The sequence below is a fragment of the Anaerobacillus sp. 63XJN7_5_ISO-PGPR-S23-430 genome, assembly GCF_056173695.1.
The window spans coordinates 2,401,915-2,424,046 of record NZ_CM149686.1; the positions used below are offsets into that span (position 1 = coordinate 2,401,915).

General features: G+C 37.9%; 24 protein-coding genes, 7 tRNA genes and 1 riboswitch. Of the genes, 11 read left to right on the top strand and 20 right to left on the bottom strand.

The annotated features are described in order from the left end of the window. Nucleotides 1-264 precede the first annotated feature (264 nt). On the top strand, nucleotides 265-1,260 hold the full coding sequence (locus AC0VYJ_RS12625) for an aldo/keto reductase (RefSeq protein ID WP_475365347.1): 996 nt from the start codon (nucleotides 265-267) through the stop codon (nucleotides 1,258-1,260). Between the two features lie 170 nt (nucleotides 1,261-1,430). Here AC0VYJ_RS12625 and AC0VYJ_RS12630 read toward each other — a convergent pair whose 3' ends face one another. The 3 genes from AC0VYJ_RS12630 to AC0VYJ_RS12640 form a co-directional block, all read right to left on the bottom strand. Beyond that, nucleotides 1,431-2,348, bottom strand: a complete 918-nt coding sequence (locus AC0VYJ_RS12630) for an HNH endonuclease (protein WP_430243008.1) — start codon at nucleotides 2,346-2,348, stop codon at nucleotides 1,431-1,433. Between the two features lie 161 nt (nucleotides 2,349-2,509). Beyond that, on the bottom strand, nucleotides 2,510-2,647 hold the full coding sequence (locus AC0VYJ_RS12635) for a hypothetical protein (protein WP_475365348.1): 138 nt from the start codon (nucleotides 2,645-2,647) through the stop codon (nucleotides 2,510-2,512). 86 nt (nucleotides 2,648-2,733) lie between these two features. Then, nucleotides 2,734-3,729 carry an LCP family protein gene (locus AC0VYJ_RS12640; protein WP_475365349.1) on the bottom strand — a complete coding sequence of 332 codons (996 nt, stop codon included), beginning with the start codon at nucleotides 3,727-3,729 and terminating at the stop codon, nucleotides 2,734-2,736. 458 nt (nucleotides 3,730-4,187) lie between these two features. Here AC0VYJ_RS12640 and AC0VYJ_RS12645 point away from each other — a divergent pair, with 458 nt between their 5' ends. After that, nucleotides 4,188-4,916 carry a GH25 family lysozyme gene (locus AC0VYJ_RS12645; protein ID WP_475365350.1) on the top strand — a complete coding sequence of 243 codons (729 nt, stop codon included), beginning with the start codon at nucleotides 4,188-4,190 and terminating at the stop codon, nucleotides 4,914-4,916. A gap of 140 nt (nucleotides 4,917-5,056) precedes the next feature. Here AC0VYJ_RS12645 and fbp read toward each other — a convergent pair whose 3' ends face one another. The 10 genes from fbp to AC0VYJ_RS12695 all read right to left on the bottom strand — a co-directional run bounded on the left by fbp (nucleotide 5,057) and on the right by AC0VYJ_RS12695 (nucleotide 10,663). Next, on the bottom strand, nucleotides 5,057-6,988 hold the full coding sequence (gene fbp / locus AC0VYJ_RS12650; protein WP_475365351.1) for a fructose-1,6-bisphosphatase: 1,932 nt from the start codon (nucleotides 6,986-6,988) through the stop codon (nucleotides 5,057-5,059). Between the two features lie 381 nt (nucleotides 6,989-7,369). Next, on the bottom strand, nucleotides 7,370-8,215 hold the full coding sequence (locus AC0VYJ_RS12655) for a bifunctional 5,10-methylenetetrahydrofolate dehydrogenase/5,10-methenyltetrahydrofolate cyclohydrolase (RefSeq protein ID WP_194221872.1): 846 nt from the start codon (nucleotides 8,213-8,215) through the stop codon (nucleotides 7,370-7,372). 41 nt (nucleotides 8,216-8,256) lie between these two features. Further along, nucleotides 8,257-8,339, bottom strand: a riboswitch (ZMP/ZTP riboswitch). 191 nt (nucleotides 8,340-8,530) lie between these two features. Further along, complete coding sequence (locus AC0VYJ_RS12660) at nucleotides 8,531-9,841, bottom strand: ATP-binding protein (RefSeq protein WP_475365352.1); 1,311 nt, start codon at nucleotides 9,839-9,841, stop codon at nucleotides 8,531-8,533. 134 nt (nucleotides 9,842-9,975) lie between these two features. Continuing rightward, nucleotides 9,976-10,049: transfer RNA gene (locus AC0VYJ_RS12665), tRNA-Arg, on the bottom strand. Nucleotides 10,050-10,140: 91 nt separating this feature from the next. Next, a tRNA-Gly gene (locus tag AC0VYJ_RS12670) sits at nucleotides 10,141-10,214 on the bottom strand. Nucleotides 10,215-10,219: 5 nt separating this feature from the next. Then, nucleotides 10,220-10,294 (bottom strand) — tRNA-Gln (locus AC0VYJ_RS12675). Between the two features lie 4 nt (nucleotides 10,295-10,298). Next, a tRNA-Tyr gene (locus AC0VYJ_RS12680) sits at nucleotides 10,299-10,383 on the bottom strand. A gap of 17 nt (nucleotides 10,384-10,400) precedes the next feature. Beyond that, nucleotides 10,401-10,477, bottom strand: a tRNA-Met gene (locus AC0VYJ_RS12685). Between the two features lie 14 nt (nucleotides 10,478-10,491). Then, nucleotides 10,492-10,568: transfer RNA gene (locus AC0VYJ_RS12690), tRNA-Arg, on the bottom strand. Nucleotides 10,569-10,578: 10 nt separating this feature from the next. Beyond that, nucleotides 10,579-10,663 (bottom strand) — tRNA-Leu (locus tag AC0VYJ_RS12695). Between the two features lie 162 nt (nucleotides 10,664-10,825). Here AC0VYJ_RS12695 and kynU point away from each other — a divergent pair. The 7 genes from kynU to AC0VYJ_RS12730 all read left to right on the top strand — a co-directional run bounded on the left by kynU (nucleotide 10,826) and on the right by AC0VYJ_RS12730 (nucleotide 16,082). Further along, entirely contained in the window at nucleotides 10,826-12,103 is a 1,278-nt protein-coding gene (gene kynU / locus AC0VYJ_RS12700; protein ID WP_475365353.1) for a kynureninase, read from the top strand. A 58-nt stretch (nucleotides 12,104-12,161) separates the two neighbouring features. Beyond that, the gene (locus tag AC0VYJ_RS12705; RefSeq protein ID WP_475365354.1) at nucleotides 12,162-12,347 is read left to right on the top strand and encodes a hypothetical protein; all 186 of its coding nucleotides are present in this window, start codon (nucleotides 12,162-12,164) and stop codon (nucleotides 12,345-12,347) included. 11 nt (nucleotides 12,348-12,358) lie between these two features. Then, nucleotides 12,359-12,643, top strand: a complete 285-nt coding sequence (locus AC0VYJ_RS12710; RefSeq protein WP_475365355.1) for a spore coat protein — start codon at nucleotides 12,359-12,361, stop codon at nucleotides 12,641-12,643. 123 nt (nucleotides 12,644-12,766) lie between these two features. Beyond that, entirely contained in the window at nucleotides 12,767-14,149 is a 1,383-nt protein-coding gene (locus tag AC0VYJ_RS12715) for an alanine/glycine:cation symporter family protein (RefSeq protein WP_475365356.1), read from the top strand. Nucleotides 14,150-14,261: 112 nt separating this feature from the next. Further along, on the top strand, nucleotides 14,262-14,426 hold the full coding sequence (locus AC0VYJ_RS12720) for a YjcZ family sporulation protein (RefSeq protein WP_370314233.1): 165 nt from the start codon (nucleotides 14,262-14,264) through the stop codon (nucleotides 14,424-14,426). 197 nt (nucleotides 14,427-14,623) lie between these two features. Then, nucleotides 14,624-15,157, top strand: a complete 534-nt coding sequence (locus AC0VYJ_RS12725) for a 5' nucleotidase, NT5C type (protein WP_475365357.1) — start codon at nucleotides 14,624-14,626, stop codon at nucleotides 15,155-15,157. 10 nt (nucleotides 15,158-15,167) lie between these two features. Further along, on the top strand, nucleotides 15,168-16,082 hold the full coding sequence (locus AC0VYJ_RS12730) for an NAD(P)/FAD-dependent oxidoreductase (RefSeq protein WP_475365358.1): 915 nt from the start codon (nucleotides 15,168-15,170) through the stop codon (nucleotides 16,080-16,082). Nucleotides 16,083-16,136: 54 nt separating this feature from the next. Here AC0VYJ_RS12730 and AC0VYJ_RS12735 read toward each other — a convergent pair whose 3' ends face one another. Next, on the bottom strand, nucleotides 16,137-17,345 hold the full coding sequence (locus AC0VYJ_RS12735) for a D-alanyl-D-alanine carboxypeptidase family protein (protein WP_430243027.1): 1,209 nt from the start codon (nucleotides 17,343-17,345) through the stop codon (nucleotides 16,137-16,139). 268 nt (nucleotides 17,346-17,613) lie between these two features. Then, nucleotides 17,614-17,778 (bottom strand): hypothetical protein, encoded by a 165-nt coding sequence (locus AC0VYJ_RS12740; RefSeq protein ID WP_194221881.1) that lies wholly within the window; start codon nucleotides 17,776-17,778, stop codon nucleotides 17,614-17,616. 175 nt (nucleotides 17,779-17,953) lie between these two features. Between AC0VYJ_RS12740 and AC0VYJ_RS12745 the strand changes: the two genes are divergently transcribed. Next, the gene (locus AC0VYJ_RS12745; protein WP_098443926.1) at nucleotides 17,954-18,157 is read left to right on the top strand and encodes an alpha/beta-type small acid-soluble spore protein; all 204 of its coding nucleotides are present in this window, start codon (nucleotides 17,954-17,956) and stop codon (nucleotides 18,155-18,157) included. A 51-nt stretch (nucleotides 18,158-18,208) separates the two neighbouring features. Here AC0VYJ_RS12745 and AC0VYJ_RS12750 read toward each other — a convergent pair whose 3' ends face one another. From AC0VYJ_RS12750 to AC0VYJ_RS12770, 5 genes are all read right to left on the bottom strand, one after another. Further along, complete coding sequence (locus AC0VYJ_RS12750) at nucleotides 18,209-18,706, bottom strand: hypothetical protein (protein ID WP_475365359.1); 498 nt, start codon at nucleotides 18,704-18,706, stop codon at nucleotides 18,209-18,211. Between the two features lie 54 nt (nucleotides 18,707-18,760). After that, a complete protein-coding gene (locus tag AC0VYJ_RS12755) occupies nucleotides 18,761-19,015 on the bottom strand; it encodes a DNA alkylation repair protein (RefSeq protein ID WP_194221883.1) in 255 nt (84 codons plus the stop codon). Nucleotides 19,016-19,117: 102 nt separating this feature from the next. Next, nucleotides 19,118-19,480: a YppE family protein gene (locus AC0VYJ_RS12760; protein WP_194221884.1), complete on the bottom strand. Its 363-nt coding sequence runs from the start codon at nucleotides 19,478-19,480 to the stop codon at nucleotides 19,118-19,120. 107 nt (nucleotides 19,481-19,587) lie between these two features. Next, nucleotides 19,588-20,082, bottom strand: coding sequence for a MerR family transcriptional regulator (locus AC0VYJ_RS12765; protein ID WP_283154077.1), 495 nt, complete (start codon nucleotides 20,080-20,082; stop codon nucleotides 19,588-19,590). A 333-nt stretch (nucleotides 20,083-20,415) separates the two neighbouring features. Then, the gene (locus AC0VYJ_RS12770) at nucleotides 20,416-21,366 is read right to left on the bottom strand and encodes a DUF2515 family protein (RefSeq protein ID WP_475365360.1); all 951 of its coding nucleotides are present in this window, start codon (nucleotides 21,364-21,366) and stop codon (nucleotides 20,416-20,418) included. A 98-nt stretch (nucleotides 21,367-21,464) separates the two neighbouring features. Between AC0VYJ_RS12770 and recU the strand changes: the two genes are divergently transcribed. Beyond that, entirely contained in the window at nucleotides 21,465-22,070 is a 606-nt protein-coding gene (recU, locus tag AC0VYJ_RS12775) for a Holliday junction resolvase RecU (RefSeq protein WP_194221886.1), read from the top strand. Nucleotides 22,071-22,132: the final 62 nt, after the last annotated feature.

Genomic DNA, 22,132 nt, shown 5'->3' on the forward strand with positions numbered 1-22,132 from the left:
TTTTCATTTTCGTATTGCTCAGTGAAACGAACAGATTAGTAAAAAGACGATCAGAAAGCAAAACCGATTTCCAACTCTCACCAAATGCCGTTATCGATTTCTCACTACTTAAGACGGAATAACTCCTTAATGGATGATAAAACTAGTAATCTATTTTGATATAGTGACTGCATCTTCTCTTGCCATTTCTTATTCTATCGCGTTTATTTTTCCCTTTTTCTGGGTAGAAAATCATATCATTTAATTAAAGGTGGAATTGAACTTATGACATCCTTTGAAAATGCATTAAAACATCAAGTAGGATTAGGTACTGCTCCTTTAGGTAATATGTTCAGGGAAGTTCCAGAAGAAGAAGCACGCAAAACGATTCAAACCGCGTGGGATCATGGAGTACGTTATTTTGATACTGCCCCTTTCTACGGTGCAGGTTTGGCAGAGATGCGCCTTGGTAACGTACTATCGCAATATAACCGGGATGACTACTTATTAAGTACAAAAGTCGGCCGTTATATCACTGACGATACAGAAAACAAGGAAGGTTTATTCCAACATGCCCGGAATAATAAAGTGATTACGGACTACACGGAAGATGCAACGAAACGATCTATTGAACAAAGCTTGGAGCGATTAAAAACAGATCGATTAGACTTTGTCTTTGTTCATGACGTTTCCCCTGATTTTCACGGGGATGAGTGGCTAGCCAAATTTGATGAAGCTCGTGAAGGAGCTTTTCGTGTGTTGACACGCCTGCGCAAAGAAGGAGTAATCAAGTCGTGGGGCCTTGGTGTTAATACGACAGAACCGATTGAAAAAGCAATGGAACTTGAAGAAACTCAACCGGATGTATGCTTGTCGGCTACCCAATATACATTGCTACAGCATGAACAGGCTTTACAAAAAATGTTGAAAAAAGCTGTAGAAAATAATGTTGACATCGTCATTGGATCACCTTATAACTCCGGTGTATTGCTGGGCGGTGATTATTACAATTATGAGAAGGCAGATGCTGATATTATTGCCAGAGTCAATCAGCTAAACGAAATAGGTCAGAAATATGATGTCCCATTAAAAGCAGCAGCCCTTCAATTTTCAACTTCTCATCCTGCCGTAAAATCAGTCATTCCGGGATCAACACGTCCAGATCGAATTAAGGAAGATCTCAATATGATTCAACGTGATATACCGAAAGCGTTCTGGGATGAATTGCTCAGCAGAGGATTCATTTCATCAAATGCCCCTTTGCCTAGCAATGTTAGATAGATTATTTTTCTTGGTTAGTTTCGCTTAACTAAAAGAGCAATAATTAAAGCACAAAGAAAGAATGGACTTCTCTTCATGAGAAGTCCATTCTTTCTTATATATTTTCCAATGGCACTGTAACCCTAAACAGATACTTTATTGAGTTCAACCCCATAGCCAAACTGTAACAATTACTTTCTAAATATCTTTCGCTTATGCCACTTGAAATAGACTTTATTCTCCTGATGAATGCTGATTTTTGCTCGCTCCACTAATCCGTATATTTCGTAGTCTTTTTCTTGCATAATCGAAGAAATATGCAAGCGACCCTGGCCATCAAACGCAATTAGCCCTTCCTCATATAAACCTGCATGGTTTCGACAAAGTAACAACCCGTTATAAGGATCCAATCGCTCATCATTGGAGCAATCCTTCCACGGTTTAGAGTGACTAGCCTTCAATAATTCCGGCAAGTTAATTGCACATAATGCACATTGTTCTTTCCATAACGGGGCTACTTCATTTCTAAATTTAAGCTTGCCCCACCTCATTTTCGTTTTTGCTTCTGATTCCGTTTCTGTAATCACCGGAACGAGCGTATTCCGATCGGTTCGTCTTACTTCATCGACTGTAAGCTCTAATTGCTCTTCATTTACGCGATAAAAATTCGACTCACTAATAAGCTCAAGCAATTTAATCGTTAATGCTTCATTACAAGGATATAAGTATCCAGGATTCCCGCTAGCATCATTTTGAAACGGCGAATATTTGAGAGGTAATAAAGGAGAAATTTCTTGAAACTTCTCTTTCACATTCACCGGAACATCCAATTCTTGATATTCTAACTTCACTAAATACCCCTGTTTAGATTCAGTTTGATTCCACAACGTTGACGGTTGCATTTCTTCGCTACAATCAACCTTTGCAATACTAACGGCAACAATATCTCCCTTAACATAGTGGAAAATAGGATCTCCTTGTCTCACTTCTTTCAGCCTTTTCCAAGAATGAGGTACCTGACCTCCCCTGTCCTCTTTAGGAGACCAAATCACTCCCGATTCTTTTTCCTCATGGTATGTATCTCCTTGCATGACAATAAAACTATTCATCTTTCTTCCCCCACCTGACGAGCATATTCCTCTAGTTGTTATTCTACATGAATCACAAGGGTTTTTCCCTTTTAAAACGTTATTCCTTGTATTAGTATGAGTATATGGTGGATGAAAGAATCATTCAAGTAAAGTCTACGCAATTTTTCTGACAAAAAACCTTATAAGATAGTTTCTATTGCATCATTTGCATGACCACATACAAATAATCCTACCACCACACGAGCAATATCATCTGCGTAAAGAGCTTTAGTATGAACGAGGTCAGAAAGTCTTTCTTGAAGTTGTCTAATAGTCATGAATTAAATTCATACGCGAACTCAAAAGAGACCAACAAAGTTTCCTTTGTTGGTCTCTTTCTTAGTATATGGATGTCGTTTAAATTCTATAAATTGAGAGCTTCTCTTAATTGGCTCTTCAATAATTCTAGCTGATCGAGATCTGGAATAAAGTAAGAAGGACCACTTACATCTGGTGTCGTACCCCTGATTTCTTTCGTTTCAATTGCAGTTGAACTAAGTGATGGAAATTCTCTCTGCAGAGCGAGAATCTCTCCTGGTGTAATATTTGTTTCCACATTATTTTTTAATACATTTGAAATTTTATTAATCTCAAAGATCGTGTCTCCAGACTTCATTTCGTCGACCGTTGCTTTAATAAATTGCCTTTGACGCTCTTCTCTTGAATACACCGTATTTATATCACGTTTCCTCATTCTTACAAAGGCTAGTGCCTCTTCACCATTCATTTCGGTTAAGCCTTCATCGAAATAGATGCGATCATTTGAATAGTAGTTTTTTTCCCAGAAAGGGTATTTAACATCAACTTCCACTCCGCCGATAGCGTCAACAATATCATGAAAACCATCAAAATCAACAGCTACATACCGATCTATCGGAATATTCAATAGATCTTCCACCGTTTCTACAGCTAATTTCTTTGCCCCATAATCACTAAGATATCCGTATGTATAAGCAGCGTTTATTTTATGACTACCATCATATTCCTCTCCTACTTTCTCTATAGGAACTTCTACCTTCGTATCTCTTGGAATACTTGTCATAGTAACATTCTTTGAACCAGGATCAAGTGTGAGAACAATTTGGGTATCAGCTCTTCCACCCTTTCCATCTGAAGAGTAGTTTTCAATTCCAAGAAGGAGAATCGAAATCGGTTCTTCTCCAATGTCCACTTCTGTCTCTCTCAATTCTGAAATATCATTCTCCCGATCAAGCTCACTATAAGATTGCTTCGCCGTGTTATAAACCTGATAGCCTAGATAGCTACCAATACCAACGATAACTAGTAATAGAAATGAGACACTGAGCAATATTTTCTTTTTACGCTTCTTTTTCCTTCTATGCGCTAATCTATTTTTCATATCTTTCACCGCTAATTATTCCTTTCTTTCACTTGTTCTGTGTTAATGACTATCGATACTTTTGGCTTATTTACGCTCTATGTTGAAAAAGGATTGAAGTAAATGTTTCACTCGAATTTAGCAAAAATCATACTATCCACAATATAAGCTCATATCGTTAATTGCATAAAAATTTTTCTAAAACAAACTCATCTACTACATGAGCCACTTTCTAAAGCTATCATCAGAATACCACTATTTATCGTAACATTAATTTACCAATTATTTCATGATTTTTTAATAGGTTATATTCACTTTTTTATTTCGTTCATCTGAAAAATAGTTAAAAATCCTTGTGAACCTTTTATAAATAAAATGTATTTTCAACTATTAAGGGGGTCTTTCCGTAATTTGGTATACTTTGAAACGATAACCTTTCTAGATGTTATACTGTAAAGAAAAAATGAAATGGGGAAAAGATGAGAAAAATTGTTGCTTCTCTTATTATAGCTTTGATAAGCCTCCTGCTTATATCCGTTTTTTTGTGGTACGAAGGAATCATTATCCCTAACGCTTCTAATATAAAACCTTTTCCTGTGAAAGGTGTCGATTTTTCATCTTATCAGGGGGAGATTGAGTGGACCAAAATACAGGACCAAGGTATGTCCTTCGCTTTTATTAAAGCGACAGAAGGAAGCTCATTTATCGATCCATATTATCAAACGAATTGGAAAAATGCTCAAAAGACTAACTTACGAATCGGCGCCTATCATTTCTTCAGTTTTGATAGTAAAGGAGCGACGCAAGCCAAGCATTTTATCGAAACCGTGCCGATTGATAAGTATGGATTACCACCTGTTATTGATGTTGAATTTTATGCTGATAAAGAAAAAAATCCTCCTGATAGAAGCGAAGTAGAGTCAGAGCTTCAGACGATGATAACGCTGCTGGAAGAACACTATGAAAAAAAGGTCATTCTTTATACCACTCACAAGGCATATGAGCTCTATATCAAAGATAGCTTTAATCAGTGTGATCTTTGGATAAGAGATGTTTTAACTAAACCAACCTTACCTGATAATCAATCTTGGACTTTTTGGCAATATACTGACAGAGAGCAGTTAAATGGGTATAACGGAGAAGAAAAGTTCATAGATGTTAACGTATTTCATGGTAATAAGAAGGAGTTTGAAAAGTATGGTTATTAATTTCGAACCTTTTAAAAACTCAAATGAGCTAGAGTTGTTATTTACAGAATACCCCTTATAAAAACAGCCCACATTTCTGTGGGCTGTTTTTATAGTAAACCGCAATTGTAAATTCGTTTATACCCTGGCATGTGATTCCTTTAATTTACATAACGATATTCCATTAAACTATTTAAAAAATAGACTTCCTGTAACAATTCTTCTCCAACGTTCGTTTCGCGAACCTTTTTCCTCTCTAACTCCTTATCTACCAACCTTTTTACTGATAAAACATCTGCTCCATTTAGTAAAACCTCATCTTTGGAATTAAAATGTTTATGTGCGACAAGTTGCATGCCGTATGAATTAAATAATAACGTGTATCCTGCAATACCTGTGGTTGATTGATAAGCCTTAGAGAAGCCTCCATCTATCACTATCATTTTACCATTTGCCTTAATTGGGTTCTCTCCGTCTATTTCTTTTACTGGTGTATGCCCGTTAATAATATGACCTTGATCTGGATTAAGATCAAATTCTTCAAGAATATCTCGGCAGGTATTCTCGTTTTCACGTAAATAGTAATATGGGTTCTTTCTTTCTTTATGAGTTGCTTTAATCTTAATAAAATAACGTTCAAAAGTGGTCATTTCTCTTTTACCAAAAAGTGATGAATATTGTCCGGTCCACAAATACCAAACCATATCCGTTGCTAGATCGTCTGTTTCATCAGGATGTGCAAACGCATGTCGAAGATAATTTTCAAAAACGTCAAGCAGTTCACGACCTCCATAAGATTTATTTTCAATCATCATTTCTTCCAAATTACCTTTTTCATCTAAAGGAATACATCCATGTATTAATAAATTCCCGTTGTACTTCAAATATAGAGAACCTTTTTTCATCAAGAAATTCATATGCCTTGCCAGCTTTTCAGAGTGTTGGAGAGAAAAAAGCAGCTTATCGATTACTTCTTCCTCTTCTTCTAATAACTGATCCGGTCGCTCTGGATTAACGGTCGCAAAACAAGTGTTATCAAGCGGATACGTTTTACCGTGAAGTGTAATGTTATTCTGCTCAAAGTCTATTTTCTCAAGCAACAGCCTTTCCGACATATTAAAATATGAGCGCCTCTTTATAATCGGACTTTCAAGTTTGAACTGAATCATAGTTATCGCCTGATGAATTTTGGTGATTTGACATTTTTCATGATTCGATTGCTTCTCATCCGAATCAATTTTAGGCGTAAACGCTGAATTGTCATGATAGTATTTTTCTGCAAGATTTAAAAGAGGTCTAAGATTGATTCCATACACATCTTCAATAATCTCCAGATTGTTATACCTTGCGCATATACGAATAATGTTAGCGAGACATACCTTTGAACCAGCAAATGCACCTATCCATAGAACATCATGGTTTCCCCACTGGATATCAACTGAGTGATAATTAATCAGTGTTTCCATAATTTTGTCAGGCTCTGGACCTCGATCATAGATATCCCCTACTACGTGAAGGTGGTCAACGACTAATCTCTGAGTCGTATATGCGAGACCAATGATGAGTTTATCAGCTTGTCCGAGAGAAATAATTTGCTGGAGAATTTTTTGGTAATACGTCTCCTTATTTGTAAGATCGTCCGTTTTGTATAGTAGTTCTTCAATCACATAAACAAACTGAGCAGGTAAAGCTTTTCGTAATTTCGAACGTGTATATTTGGAGGACGCATAAGAGATGAGCTTAAGCATCCGCTCTATGATTTCTGCGTACCATTGGAATAATTCTGTTTCATTGTCAAAAGCATTTTTAATTAACTTTATTTTTTCTTCAGGATAATAAACTAATGTGGCAAATTCATTAATCTCATTCTCTGGTAGTATCTCATCAAAAAGATCAGTTATTTTCTCCTTCACTTTCCCAGAACCGTTTCTTAAAACATGTTGAAAGGCTTGATATTCTCCATGTAAATCACTCACAAAATGCTCCGTACCCTTTGGTAAGTTAAGAATGGATTTAAGGTTGATTATTTCAGTGACTACCTTTTCTTCACTATCATATTTTTGAGCTAATAAATCTAAGTATTTCGTGTTCATGATTATGTATCCCCTTTCAATATTAATGACTATGTAAGTTAAATTACCGTCTTTGTATAATCTATTCTATTAGGTGATAGCATGTTTCTTGATTTCCATGCTCATTTATTACTGCTGAAAGGAAAAGGCACTCACTACTCATCACTTCTGTGTGAAGCGATGAATAAACGATTCATTATCTATGATAGTATCACATTTTTATCTACTGAAATAAGAGACTATTATAAAAACTATGTTCGTTCGTATAATTGATCACCTTACATAATTCCACTATGTTCATAACCAAGGTGGTATGATCGAATTTAAAAAGCAGCTTAACTTAAAGGACAAATTAAGTATTTGTCCTCCTACATTAAACTGCTTTTCATATCTTATGTTATTTTAACGAACTGTTTTCTCAGCTGCATCAACCGTATGCTTTAGTAGCATAGCAATTGTGACAGGTCCAACTCCACCTGGGACAGGTGTGATATAGGAGGACTTTCTAGCAGCAGCCTCATATTCAACATCCCCGATGTTGCCTTTGTTGTACCCGGCATCGAGCACAACCGCTCCTTCTTTGACCCAGTCCCCTTTAATAAATTCTGGTTTTCCTACAGCAGCTATCACAATATCTGCTTGACGAACATGAGAAGCAAGATCTGCGGTCCTTGAATGACACGTTGTAACTGTAGCATTCTGATTTAATAAGAGAGCCGATACTGGTTTTCCTAGAATTGGACTACGCCCAACAACAACAGCGTGCTTTCCTTCAGCTTGAATATCATAATCTTCCATAATTTTCATAATAGCTGCTGGAGTACAGGATGGGAAAGTTCCAAACCCAAGAGCAGTTTGGCCATATCCAGCACTTGTTACCCCATCAACGTCCTTCTCAATAGCAATGGTTTCAAAAGCAAGACGCTCATCAACTTGTGATGGCACTGGATGTTGAAGTAAGATACCGTGTACTGATGTATCATTGTTTAATTCTTCAATAGTTTGAACTAACGTTTCTGTTGTCGTGTCTTCAGGGAGATGAATTTTTTTAGACGTAATTCCTACCCGTTCACAAGCGTTGCCCTTCATTCTCACATACGTTTCAGAAGAAGGATCATCTCCAACTAGAATCGTTACAAGACTTGGTGTAACTTCTTTTTCTTTAAGAGAAGCTACTCTTGTTTTCAGATCTTCCTTTATGCGATTTGCAACTGCTTTTCCGTCTAAAATTTTAGTTTCAATTGTCATTTCTATTCCTCCTGAAAATTGGTAAAGAATGAGGTCACTCACTTCTTCGCCCAGACGACCGGCATTGTACACCGCAGCTCCCTCGTGGTTATTTCCACATTTGTCGTCAGTTACTGCAATGAATCGTTTCTACGGATATAGTAGCACAATTCATAAAAAAACAAAAGAAACACACCTAAAAAACTCATCAAAAGTGAATAAACAACTTCGAATAACAAGTATCGTTCGTCTTTTTCTGATTTTCAGCTATATTCGCTTATCCTATTGATTCTTGATTCGGGCACATTCGAGTAAAATCTTCGTTTCACTCGCCTTTTATTCCAATACGTGCTGATCTATCATAATACGAGGTAACTTCATTTCAAAGGTAGAACCTTGCCCTTCTTCACTCTCTATTAGCAACTCTCCTCCGTGTTGTTCAATAATCTTCAAACAAACTGATAACCCAAGCCCCGTACCACTCTCTTTTGTTGTGAAAAATGGTTCCCCTAGTCGATCAATATCTTCTTTAGAAATACCGGCGCCATTGTCGGTAATCCTTACAGATATAAACATCTCTTGAACATCCATACTCACATGAAGATATTTCGATTTCTCCATTAGACTCATTGCTTCAATAGCGTTTTTCATGAGATTAATAAACACTTGCTTTATTTGATTAGGATCAGCAAAAACAACTGCTTCCTCATTCCCAAAATTCGTTTGTAATGTTACATCGTTCAATAGAGCATTAGACTCAATCAAGGTTGAGACCTGCTTTAATAAACCTTTCATTTCAACATTCGTAAATAATGTACTATGCGGCTTTGCTAGCGTTAGAAGTTCACTTAGCACTAATTCGATACGGGATATTTCTGAAAAGATTATTTCAAAATACGGCATAGTGGATTCCTTCTTCTCAAGCAGTTGAAGAAATCCTTTCACCGATGTTAGAGGATTCCGAACTTCATGAGCAATTCCAGCGGCAAGCTGTGCAGCTGATGCTAGCTTTTCAGATTTAACCGCAAGGGCTTCATTTGTTTTAAGTAACCGCTCTTCTGATTGCTTTCTAAAGGTTTTATCCTTAATCGTTCCTGTCATTCCTTCAAATCTTCCTTTAGAGCTATATTCATATTTAATAAAGACCTCACACCAGACGAACCCCCCGCCTTTTTTCTGAACCCTGAATTCAAATACGTTAGATTTTTCTGCGCCATCTTGGAATCGAGATAATTCTTTATGTATATTCAGCCGATCATCTGGATGTATATAAGATAAGCTGTATGTGCCTATTGATTCCTGAACGTCGTATCCAGTTAACTCACCCCACGCTTCATTCAACCAGATCCAACTACCATCTATTCCAGTTTGAAAAACAACTTCGTTTAAGCTGTTTATGACACTATTATAGTTTTCTGATAGTTTACGATATTTTTCCTCACTATCTTTTAATTTGGACAGAAGTATGACAGAGCGATCATAATAAGAAGAGAACCACCAAACAATCACCATAACTGAGATCGTAAAGAATATGTCCATTAACCAATTGATTTTAATTTCATTCACAGAATAAAGCCAATAATCCCATAATAGAATCGCCATAAAAAACGTTACAACAGATATAATTCTTCCTTTATATCGCTTCATTTCGTCACCATTTCCCAAGTGATTTATTAATTACTAGTTTATTGGAAATGAAGCCTATGTGCAAACACACATGTGCCGTTAATAAAATAAAAAAACTCCTTGAATAAGTAATCTTATTCAAGGAGTTTTGGGTATGCGCCTTAGAGGATTCGAACCTCTGACCCACAGCTTAGAAGGCTGTTGCTCTATCCTACTGAGCTAAAGGCGCACGATATGAATGGTATTCCATCTCAACAAAAGTATACCATGATTAAAATCAGGTTGTGAAGTAGCTTTTAAAACTCTTCTACAATATGTAATGGAGCGGGTGATGGGGATCGAACCCACGACATCAGCTTGGAAGGCTGAGGTTTTACCACTAAACTACACCCGCAAAAATGGCTGGGCTAGCTGGATTCGAACCAACGCATGACGGAATCAAAATCCGTTGCCTTACCGCTTGGCTATAGCCCAATCATGGTGGAGGGGGACGGATTCGAACCGCCGAACCCTGAGGGAGCGGATTTACAGTCCGCCGCGTTTAGCCACTTCGCTACCCCTCCATGATGAAATTGTAATATGGTAGCGGCGGAGGGGATCGAACCCCCGACCTCACGGGTATGAACCGTACGCTCTAGCCAGCTGAGCTACACCGCCACTTAAATTATGTATGGTGCGCCCGAGAGAAGTCGAATCCCTAACCTTCTGATCCGTAGTCAGACGCTCTATCCAATTGAGCTACGGGCGCAAAAAATATATGGTGCGGGTGAAGGGACTTGAACCCCCACGTCGTAAGACACTAGATCCTAAGTCTAGCGCGTCTGCCAATTCCGCCACACCCGCATGTGCTGTGCATCAGCGACGTTTAATAATATACCATTGAATCATTTAAAATGTCAATCATTATTCTAAAAAAATGTAGAAAGTTTCTTTTGCAAAGAGTGAAAGCGTTGACATGCTCTTCTCCCTCTCATACGATAAGTTGTAGAAAAGGAGCTGTTACATATGAGTTTATCACAGTCCATTACAGGCGCAAAAGAATTCGACAAGAAAGACCCTTTAGCCCATTTACGTGATAAGTTTTACTTAAATCCAAATACGCTATATTTGGATGGTAATTCACTTGGTCTTCTATCAAAGAATGCGGAAGCATCCCTTCTTCGATCTCTTGATGACTGGAAGCAACATGGAATTGATGGCTGGTCTGATGGAAAGCAGCCCTGGTTTTATATGGCAGAAAACATCGGTGAGATGACATCAACGCTAATCGGTTCACATGCTTCTGAAACAATTACTACCGGTTCAATTACAACTAACCTTCATCAGATGCTCGCTACTTTTTTTAAACCTTCAGGAAACAAAACAAAAATACTAGCCGATTCTTTAACATTTCCATCTGACATTTATGCTATTCAAAGTCAGCTTGAACTCCATGGGTTATCCCCTAAAACTAATCTAGTACAAGTTCCGAGCCGTGACGGAAGAACAATCCTGGAAGAAGATATCATTGAGGCCATCGATGAGACTATAGCCCTTATTCTCCTCCCTTCCGTACTTTACCGGAGCGGACAATTACTAAATATAGAAAAAATCACAAAAGCAGCCCATTCTAAAGGAGTAATCATTGGCTTTGACTTAGCTCATTCAATCGGAGCCATTCCACATAAACTTCACGACTGGAACGTTGACTTCGCGGTTTGGTGTACATACAAGTACTTAAATAGTGGCCCTGGTGGTGTTGGTGGACTTTTTGTGCACGAAAACCACCTTGGCAGACGACCCGGTCTTGCTGGATGGTTCAGTTCCAAGAAAGAAGTGCAATTCGATATGAGCCATACGCTTACTCATGCTGAAACCGCTGGCGCATTTCAAATAGGCACACCCCACATTTTTAGTATGGCTCCTTTAATAGGAGCTTTGGAATTGATGAACGAAGCTGGCATAGATGCGATTCGAGAAAAATCATTGTCTCTTACCAACTATTTAATGTGTCTTATTAAAGAAAATCTTGCTGAAGATGGTTTTACAATCACTAATCCATCAGAAGATGATCGACGGGGTGGGCATATTTGTCTCGAGCACGATGAAGCTGCTCGAATTTGCAAAGCGCTAAAACAAAAAGGCGTCATTCCAGATTTCCGCTCACCAAACGTCATTCGCCTTGCACCAATTGCTCTCTATTCATCATTTGAAGATGTTTATCATGTTGTCCAAATTCTAAAGAGTATTATGATTGAAAAAACGTATCAGCAGTTTTCTAACGAGCGAAATGTTATCGCTTAAGTGAGTATAATTTGGTTTTTCTCCATTCATACTATGTGAAATGAAGGAGGGAAACAGGATGACTCAGCTGAACGAACTTGAACTTCAAAACCTGCGTCACATGATCGGCGGACATGAAACACTCGCAAACAAACTTGATTCCTATGCCCAATCTTGTACTTGTCCGCAGCTTAAGCAAATGCTTCAAAAGGATGCACAAGACGCACGTAACACACAACAACAATTAATCAGCTTCTTAAATTAAGGAGGGATTTTATGAATGAGAAAGACATGGTAAATGATTATTTATCCGTATTGAACAGCAGCTTAAGTAATTACGGGAGCGTCATTTCTCAAGCTGACAATCAACAACTTCGTCAGGCTCTTCAACAAATTAGAAATACTGATGAGCAGCGACAATATAACCTTTATCAATACGCTAAACAAAAAGGGTATTATCAGCCAGCTGCCAAAGCCCAAACCAATGAAATTCAACAAGTTAAAAACCAACTAACAGCTCCGCAGCAACAACAGAATAATCAGCCTCCCCAGGTCCATTAATCCAGAGCCGGTGAAAACCGGCTCTGTGTCTTTATGCTCATTTTTTCATAATTTTGTAAATAGAGTTTCAGCCTCCCTTTATATGGATAATTAAATGAGTATTACCTATAGGGAGAGATTGATATGGACTATATTCTTAATGCAATAACCGAATTTTCCGCGTTCATCTGGGGTTATCCTATGATGATTTTACTCTTAGGCGGTGGATTATTTTTAACAATCCGCCTCGGCTTCTTTCAAATAATCTTTTTTCCCCACGCTTTAAAACATACCATTGGTAAAATTTTCAAAAAAGAAAAAGGAGATGGCACAATATCACCATTTCAGGCCTTTGCCTCCGCTCTTGCATCTACTGCAGGTGCTACAAACATTGTTGGGGTTCCTGTGGCAATCGCTTTTGGAGGACCTGGCGCTATTTTCTGGATGTGGATTGTCGCTATAATTGGAATGTCTACAAAATTCTCGGAAATTGTTCTTGGGATCAAATACCGAGAGGAAGACAAAAATGGCGTGTATGTTGGTGGCCCAATGTATTACATAAAAAAAGGCTTGGGATGGAAGTTCGCTTCATCTCTATTCGCTTTTGGACTGATGATTGAAATCATTCCAAGTGTCATGGTCCAAACCAACTCCATTTCAACACTCTCAGAAAGTTCTTTTGGATTACCGACTTGGGTAACAGGTGTCTTATTAATTATCCTTATATCAATTGTTGTATTCGGTGGAATACGTAGAATTGGTTCTGTAGCTGAGAAGATTGTTCCATTCATGGTACTTACATATATTGCAGGCGCTATCGGCGTTATGGTGATTAATATAGAAGAGTTTCCAGCTGTTATGAACCTTATTTTCGTACATGCTTTTCAACCGATCTCAGCAGCTGGAGGTTTTGCTGGAGCTGGTTTTGCTGCAGCTGTTAGATGGGGCCTTGCTAGAGGGCTTTATTCAAACGAAGCTGGTATGGGTACGGCGTCTATTGCCCATTCTGCAGCACATACGCCTCATCCATGTAGACAGGGATTATGGGGCATTTTCAGCGTTTTTATCGATACAATCGTTCTCTGCACAGTAACAGCTTTTACAGTGCTTCTTTCAGGAGCTTGGAAAGACGTTAAACCCTCAAATGCAGCTGATATGGTTTCAGATGCTTTCTCTGGACTAATGGGAGCTACATGGGGCCCCATCTTTGTTTCTTCCCTCCTATTGATTTTTGTTATCAGTACGATAGGTGTCCTTGTCTTTTATGGTGAGAAACAAGCTGAATACTTATTTGGCACACCCTTTTCTAGAGTAATGCGATTTGTTTATATTATTTCTATTTTTGTTGGAGCTATTGGAGGACTTCAATTTGTTTGGGAGCTAGTCGACATTACACTCGCCTTGTTTGTTATCCCAAACGTTATTGCGATCTTATTCCTTAGTAAGGAAGTGAAAGAACTAACAGATGACTACAAATTAAATTTCTTAAAGCAAGCCCAAACGAAAGACAAAGGCATTAGTTCATAAGAAATTCACATGGGACATTCACCTAATTTAGGTTCCTCTCCGCTCCTGCCTATATCTTTTCTAGACGGAAACATACAGTGGTAAAGAAAGAGAATTTAAAGGGGGACCTAATATGTATCATGCAAACAATGCACCATACGGAAATGAGCCTTACCAACCAGTAGCTGGAGCTTCTTACGGCATGCCTTGTCACCGACCAGCTGGAAACGGCTTTGCGCTAATTGTTGTACTATTTATCCTGCTTATTATAGTAGGAACAGCTTTTATTAAATGTTAGTTTTTAACAAGCAAGAGCCACTTGGTTCTTGCTTTTTTTAGTTACGCTATGTTAGCTTAATTTTCGATTTATAGTTCATTCATTTTTTGATGAGTCAAAAATCAAGAACGTTCGTTCCATGTCCTTTCCTGAACAATTGTTCCAATTAACTTTGCCTGTTATAGTGATAAAGAATGTATGATGAAAGAAGTGAGACAATGAAAACCTTATTAATCGATATGGACTCGGTTATATGTGACCTTATGTCTGAATGGCACCAGAGATACAATAATGATTACAATGACGACTTGTCTGTTGAGAAACTTGAATGCTGGCGATCTGAAGACTATGTAAAAAATGAGTGTGGAGCTAAAATTTATGAATACCTTGATCAGCCAGGTCTATTTCTTGAACTCAAGCCTCTACCACATGCTATTGAAGTATTGGAACGTCTTTCATCCGTGTATGATGTTATGATTGTCACGAGTAGCCGTACATATGCTTACACTGAAAAAGAACAATGGGTAGAAAAACACCTTCCGTTTATCGGCAAAAGAAATTTGATTTTCTCGCATAGAAAAGAAATGATTCGCGGAGATTTATTATTTGATGATGCTCCACACAACCTCATCGCATTTAAAAATTCAGGGAGAATGGCCATTGCGATGAACTATCGTTATAATCAATATGTCGACGTCCCTCGCGTGAATAACTGGTTGGAATTTGAAGAATGGCTTTCAACATGGAAGTGAGGGTACGGTGGTGACTCAACGAACAGATTTGCTAATAATCGGTGGAGGACCCGCTGGAATTTCTGCTGGAATATGGGCTAAAAGACTAGGCATTAATCATTTATTGCTTGAAGCAAAGGATAGCCTTGGGGGGCAATTAAGTACAATCTATAATCAAATTGTAGACTACCCAGGTATGGTGGTTGCAAACGGTCAGGTTCTACAGGAACAGTTCATAAAACATGCTGAGGAAATCATGTGCGATTATGTTACAAACACTCGCGTAAAGTCGATCGATTGGACTAATCGGATACTTCAAACAGCAGAAGGTAATTCATATATATTTCGCTCTTTGCTTATTGCTTCAGGGTCTTCCCCACGTAGGCTAGATGTTCCTGGTGAACAAGAAATGATCGAGCAAAAAGAAGTATACTCGGCAACTCGAGATAAATTGAAATTCAAAGGCAAACATGTTGCTGTAATCGGGGGCGGAGACCGCGCATTCGAAGGAGCTCTTCTTCTTGCTGAAGCTGGTTCTCAAGTTACACTAATACATCGTTCTGATTGTTTTAAAGCTCGTAAGGAATACAAAGAACCTGTCATGCTCCACCCAAACATCGACATACTAACAAAAACGTTTATTACAAAAATAGATGGAAAAGGAAAGAAGAAACTATTCCTCGCTGACGAAGATCATCACTTTACAATGATGGTTGATGGTCTGTTCATTCGAATTGGTGTTAAACCAAACACTGAACCTTACGAGGATGGCATTGACGTCGATCAGGAAGGATACATTCGATGCAACTCTTATGGTGAAACATCTCTGCCATTCGTCTATGCTGCAGGAGATGTTTGCACTAGACCGCTGTTATCAAGTATTGCCTCCTCAGTTGGACAAGGAATGACCTCTGTCAAACAGCTATCGTTCTTTCTTGAAAATTAAAAAAGGACCCTGAGGTCCTTTTTTAATTTTCAATGTTAGGTTTGAAAGTTGATTTTAAGGAAAAGTTCGATGTCTTTTTTGAGAAGAGTGACTTCTTCCAAAAAATAAAGATAGTAAAATTACCACAAAAACGCCGATCCCAAAATAGAAAATATTTTCACTAGACAGCAATGATGCTGTTTCTTCATCTTTTACTTTTGCTGCTGGTTTTGTTTCACTTTCCACTATTGTCGCACCTTTGTCTTCTTCTAAAGAATTCACTTCAAGAAAATCAGCATCCAGAATGGAAACATATGAAGCCCCTTTACTTTCAAGAATATTGTTATCAGATATGGTAAGATCTAGCTCGTCATCTCCAACTTGATAAAGGGTCATATCCTCAGAAAGACTATATTCCTCATTATTTCCAACTCCTAAATCAGTCCCCTTCTTATACTCAACTGGCGTGAAAGCATTAAACCCATAGTTAAGCATGGATAATGTGTCCTGATAAGCGATTTGATCATCGTTTGCTTTCATCGTAACAGCAATCAATTCTTGACCGTCTTTTGATGCGGTTGTCACTAAAGTGAAGCCAGACTCTGAGACATACCCATTTTTTCCACCTGTAACAAAGTCATAATCGAGTAAGAGTCGATGATGGTTAATAAGCGTCGTTTCCCAATCTTCACCAACCCATTCTAATTTTTTGATTCCTATCAAAGATCGAAACTGCTCATTTTTCATGGCGTACTGTGTTATTCTAGCCATATCTTCTGCAGTCGTTACATGATTCTCATTAAAAAGTCCATTTGGGTTAACAAAATTCGTATTTTTGACACCAATTTCTTCACGTAAAAATTCGTTCATATCTTCAGAAAACGATTCCACGCTTCCACTTAAATGCTCAGCTATAGCGATTGCAGCGTCATTTCCGGAATTAACCATCATTCCTTTAACTAATTTTTCTAACGAAACGATTTCTCCTTCTTTCAAATACACCCTAGTACCATCTGCTTTACGTGCACGCTCGCTTACCGTTACCATATCATCCATCTCTCCGGATTTAACAGCCATAAATGCAGTCACAATTTTCGTAATACTCGCCGGGTACATTTCGTCATTGCCATTCTTATTAAAAAGAATTTGTCCTGTTTTGCCATCGATCAGTATAGCGGTTTCGCTTCTTACATTTGGTAGTTCCTGTGCTTGCGTTACTGATGGAAATAAGCTTACAGTTAAACATATGACCATTATAAGATTCGAATAGTGTTTTAGAATCATGGAAGCTCCTCTTTCTTTTAAATGCTATTTAAACTGTTCGTTCCATATTTTCATACATTGTCTAGTATAAAAGACCTGATCCGTTTTCTATTATAGCTAAGAGTGGTAAAACAGAAAATACTTATTTCTTTATACCCTCTCTAACAACTTTTAATATAAAAGTATTGGAATGAACTAATTTTTCATTTTCTTTTTTATTTGTGAATCCTGAATTTGATAGAAGTAAAAATAAATTCAACCATAATAAAAACCGCTCAGGGCGGTTTAGTTAAGAAGCATACGATCCTTTCCACTGCTCTACCATGGTTTGAGGGGCACTCCAGCAGACCCAGGATACAAGCACTTTATTTTCTTCAGATATCACCAACCAATATTCCAACCTTCTTTTATCGAGGTTTTGATAAAATCCTGTCTTAGTAATAAAGCGATCCATTCTTATATCCCTCCAGTTCATTAGTCTCTAAATAACATATTCGTTACCCAAATACAGAACCCTCTAAATTTTCAGAAAAATGAACGTCTCCGTAACTACCAAAAAGTTCCTATATTAAGATTGTATATCATTCTTTACTCCTGAGCATTATATTAGTCAAGGAGGTGTACACAACATGGCAAACAACAATAGCTCAAACAATCTGGTAGTCCCTGGTGTACAACAGGCTTTAGATCAAATGAAGTACGAAATTGCTAGCGAATTCGGCGTTCAACTTGGCCCAGACTCCACTGCTCGCTCTAACGGTTCTGTTGGAGGAGAAATCACTAAGCGCCTTGTCCAAATGGCTGAACAGCAAATGGGCGGCGGAAGCTACTAATCACCAACTGCATAGTATGGATATAGAGGGCGGAGCAATCCGCCTTCTTCTTTATTCTCCAAGTAATGTTGAAGTTTGTACAGCATGTGCAATTAACTCCGAAAGATCACTTATTTGATCTTCATTAATTCGACGGTTAAATTCTAAAACAATGTGAGTCTTTAATTGTTCCGCATCCTCGTATGGGAAAGATATCGTTTGTCGGATAGCAGGTCGATAACCCCAAATACTTCGGATATCTTCTTCAATCTGTTCACAGTCCTCTGCATCTGATATGGCAACATCAAACAGAATTTTGATTTCACATCCTGCTTGAACATGCTCTAGCTTAAGCTGCTCCGCACTGAAATTAGCTAGATCAGCAAAAAGTTCAATCGTTACATTCACATGTTCATTTTCACTAAACTCTACTTGATACTTTCTTGAAAGACAAGCTAAATCAACCAGATCTTTTCGATTGATGATGGAGATCTCACCATCAAGATCTCGATCATATAGCTCTCCCTCAAGAACTACTTTTACATTCTCATATATAGTTGGATCAAACATCCTGTCCCCCTCCTTACATTCTCACTATATCATGAATAAAGGAGGGAAAAGTCATTAAGAATTAGCACGTGGATGTGATCGAGCAAATTGAATAAAGGTTTCTTCGTCTCCAATTTCGCCACATGCCCCACATTGAACTCGTATGCTTGGTCCTTTATAAACCATATGGAATGGATCAGCTTTTCCCTCTTCTATAATAGACATCACTTCTCCAGATTGAGGATCTAATTTAACTGAAGTCGCTTTTTGCTCAATTTTATTAAATCTCATTCGATTGGTTTTACATCGTGGGCACAAATACGCAGTCATAAACTCACTCCCTTTTTCTTTAGTGTTACTCAAAAAAAGGGAAATTTATTCATTTTAGTATGGTATGTGAAATTATACATTAAATAACGAGCATCAAGCTCGTTATGTTACTTGCTCAATTATTTTTTCAAGTACATATTCAACAGATTGGACACGCTCATTAAATTTCTTAGGTCCAGTATCCTTCTGCCACGCCACAACTGAAACCATTTCTATATTTTCGAATGTGTTTTTAATTTGAATTGGATATAAATATTTAGGCTTGTTTTCCATTACCCATGCTCTTGCTAATGGTTCCCATACCTTCAAAATCTCAAGTGCTCGATCGGCAAAAGGTTTCACTTCTTCATAGAAGTTAACTTTGTACGTATCAAGATGTGTGCGAGTAGTATATTGTACTCTCGCTTCTTCATTTATTGTGATTAGCTGTTTTGTTAGCTTTAATAATTTTTGTGTATCTTCCATTTCATTCACCCCTACTCCCTTATCCTACCATACTCACTGGTCACCAAACACATACAAAAACCTTATATCCATTTAGGACATAAGGTCAGAAGGGAACGTAAAGATCTCTAGAAACTGAATAAACTCATGATCCAGGGACGCTTGCCTTTGCCCGTCGACTGACCTACCGCCTCTTGTATCGAAGTATGATCCTCAAGCTCAGATAATTTTTCTTCTAACGAAGAAACTTTCTTGACTAGCTCTTCCAGTTCAGATCGATGCTGAAGTACTTGAACGGTGATAACCTCATTAGCTTTTTCATCTAACTGTCGCTCAAGCTGTTCTAGCCTTACTGAGAAGCGATCTAACCTTTGCTCAAATCGTTCCGGTGTTACCATTGCAACTTTTGAATTGTTTTTACCAGCTGATTTAATTTTCTCCATTGAGTAACCCCTTCTTAAATCGTTTTTAATCGATTTTAGCTCCTCAAGTGTTTCATTAGAAAATAAAAAGTGGCCAAGTTCATTCTTCTCACATGATAGGTCAAAATACTTAACCCAACGCTGAACAGTAGTAGGGTTTACACCAAGTTCATCCGAAACTTGCTTTGTTTTTAATAACATGCAATCCCATCCCTTCTGTCATTCTCAGGCCTTCGCCTGTTAGTTTGTATACGTAATATTCGCCTTTCTTTTTTATTTGCCTTCTTCGTTGACAAAACTAGTACGGTTTCGGCAAAGGTAGTGGTTTAATGCTAAAGGAAAAGGATTTCGACAATGAATAGGAATGTTTTTGTAACATCTGCTCAAACTAAAGTAAGGAGGTGTCAGTATAATGACCAAAAAGCAAAAACTTGATCAAACAAAACGTAAAGGCAAAACTCAGGAAGAAACTAGAACTGGATATGGAAATAAGAAAATGGAAGGACCAGATCGACCTTCCACTTAAAAGCAGGGCTATTTCCTGCTTTTTTGTATGAGCAGATTTTCCACTTCCATCGCAATTCTGATCTGACTTCTCTTTCTTTCATACCAATCTGAAATGAGAACTTTATCTGGTAATTCCGCTTCAACTTTCATCATTTTTTTTACTAGTAATTGACCTCTAAACCAATCTTTCTTATCCTGTTGATGATGAGGAATAATTGGATAAACCTGTCTTAACATTGGTCCCTCTCTTCTCTTCCCCATGAACCTTTCATAATCGTAGCGTGATCCCGTTGGAGCAACTTTCATTGCAAAATGATAAAATGCACTAAAATAATTAGGATGAAAGAGGAGCTTAGCTAAGCTTTTTCCTAGCTTAATTCGGTTACGGGTATGACGAAAACCACTAACTGATAAACCAAATAGCTCTCCCCTCACTGTCGGAAAAAGAACTGTGCTAAAATGGAACCAATCTTGAATGGTGAATAGCAATGAATGAAATACCTTCTTAGCATATAAATGATGTTCCATAAGCGGTCCTTCAATCACGTGCTGCTCATTAATAATTAACGCCGTCATTAAACGATCCTGATCACCTAACTCAAGAAAAGTTTTCCATTCTTCTAACATAAAGCACGATATTCCAAGATCTCTACCAAAATGGAAGAAGGAAGTGCTTGCTTTCTTACCTAGCTCATAGAGCAATAGCTGTGGGGCTGCGTCTGCAAAGATGATCCAATTAGCTCGTTCATATGCGAGGAATAACTTCATTAATTGCTCTTCCTTGATTGCCTTAGGAAACCATTCTCCTTGTAAGTCAGTCATACTCCAACCGGCATTTCTAGAAACCATTGCGGCGAGGAACGACCATTTTATTTCTGGATTCCGATTGAAAAATTCCTGATAAAATACGGTACGTGAAATATTGTCAATGTTCCATTTTTCTATCGCTTTTGTGATTGTTTTAGGGACGTTCTCCACAATTTTTTTCACCTGCTTGAAACATTTTTGTCGTACAACTCGTAATAAGTAAAGTAAAATAGATTCAGTGCACCTTTTATACAGAAAGGATGGTTAACGTGCCGATTCGATATCCGAACGGAAAGCCGTACGTCCCTTCGGCTCAGAATCAGCTAGCAAGTCAGAAACAAAAAACATACAGCAATCGCGGTATGACATTAGAGGAAGATATTAATCATAGTAATACGTATTATCTCTCAACAGGCAAAGCTGTTATACACAAAAAGCCTACGCCTGTTCAAATTGTTAACGTTGATTACCCCAAACGAAGCGCAGCCGTGATAAAGGAGGCCTACTTTAAGCAGGCATCTACAACTGATTATAATGGCGTATACAAAGGCAGATATGTGGATTTTGAAGCGAAGGAAACAAAAAACAAAACAGCTTTTCCATTAAGTAACTTTCATCAACATCAAATTGAACATATGAAACAAGTTCATGAGCATAACGGAATATGCTTTGTGCTTTTACGTTTTTCAATCACTGACGAAGTTTTCTTAATGGATGCCGCTATGCTCTTTTCCCACTGGGAAACAATGAAAAATGGTGGAAGAAAATCCATAAAAAAAGAAGAGATTGAAAAGCAGGGAACGCTTATTCCTTATACCTATCAACCGCGCATTGACTATATCAAAATTATTGATAAAATGTACTTCAGTTATTAAACAATTGGTTTTAATTCATAAAATGAAGGATTCATTCGAATCCTATTAACAGTACAGGCTTG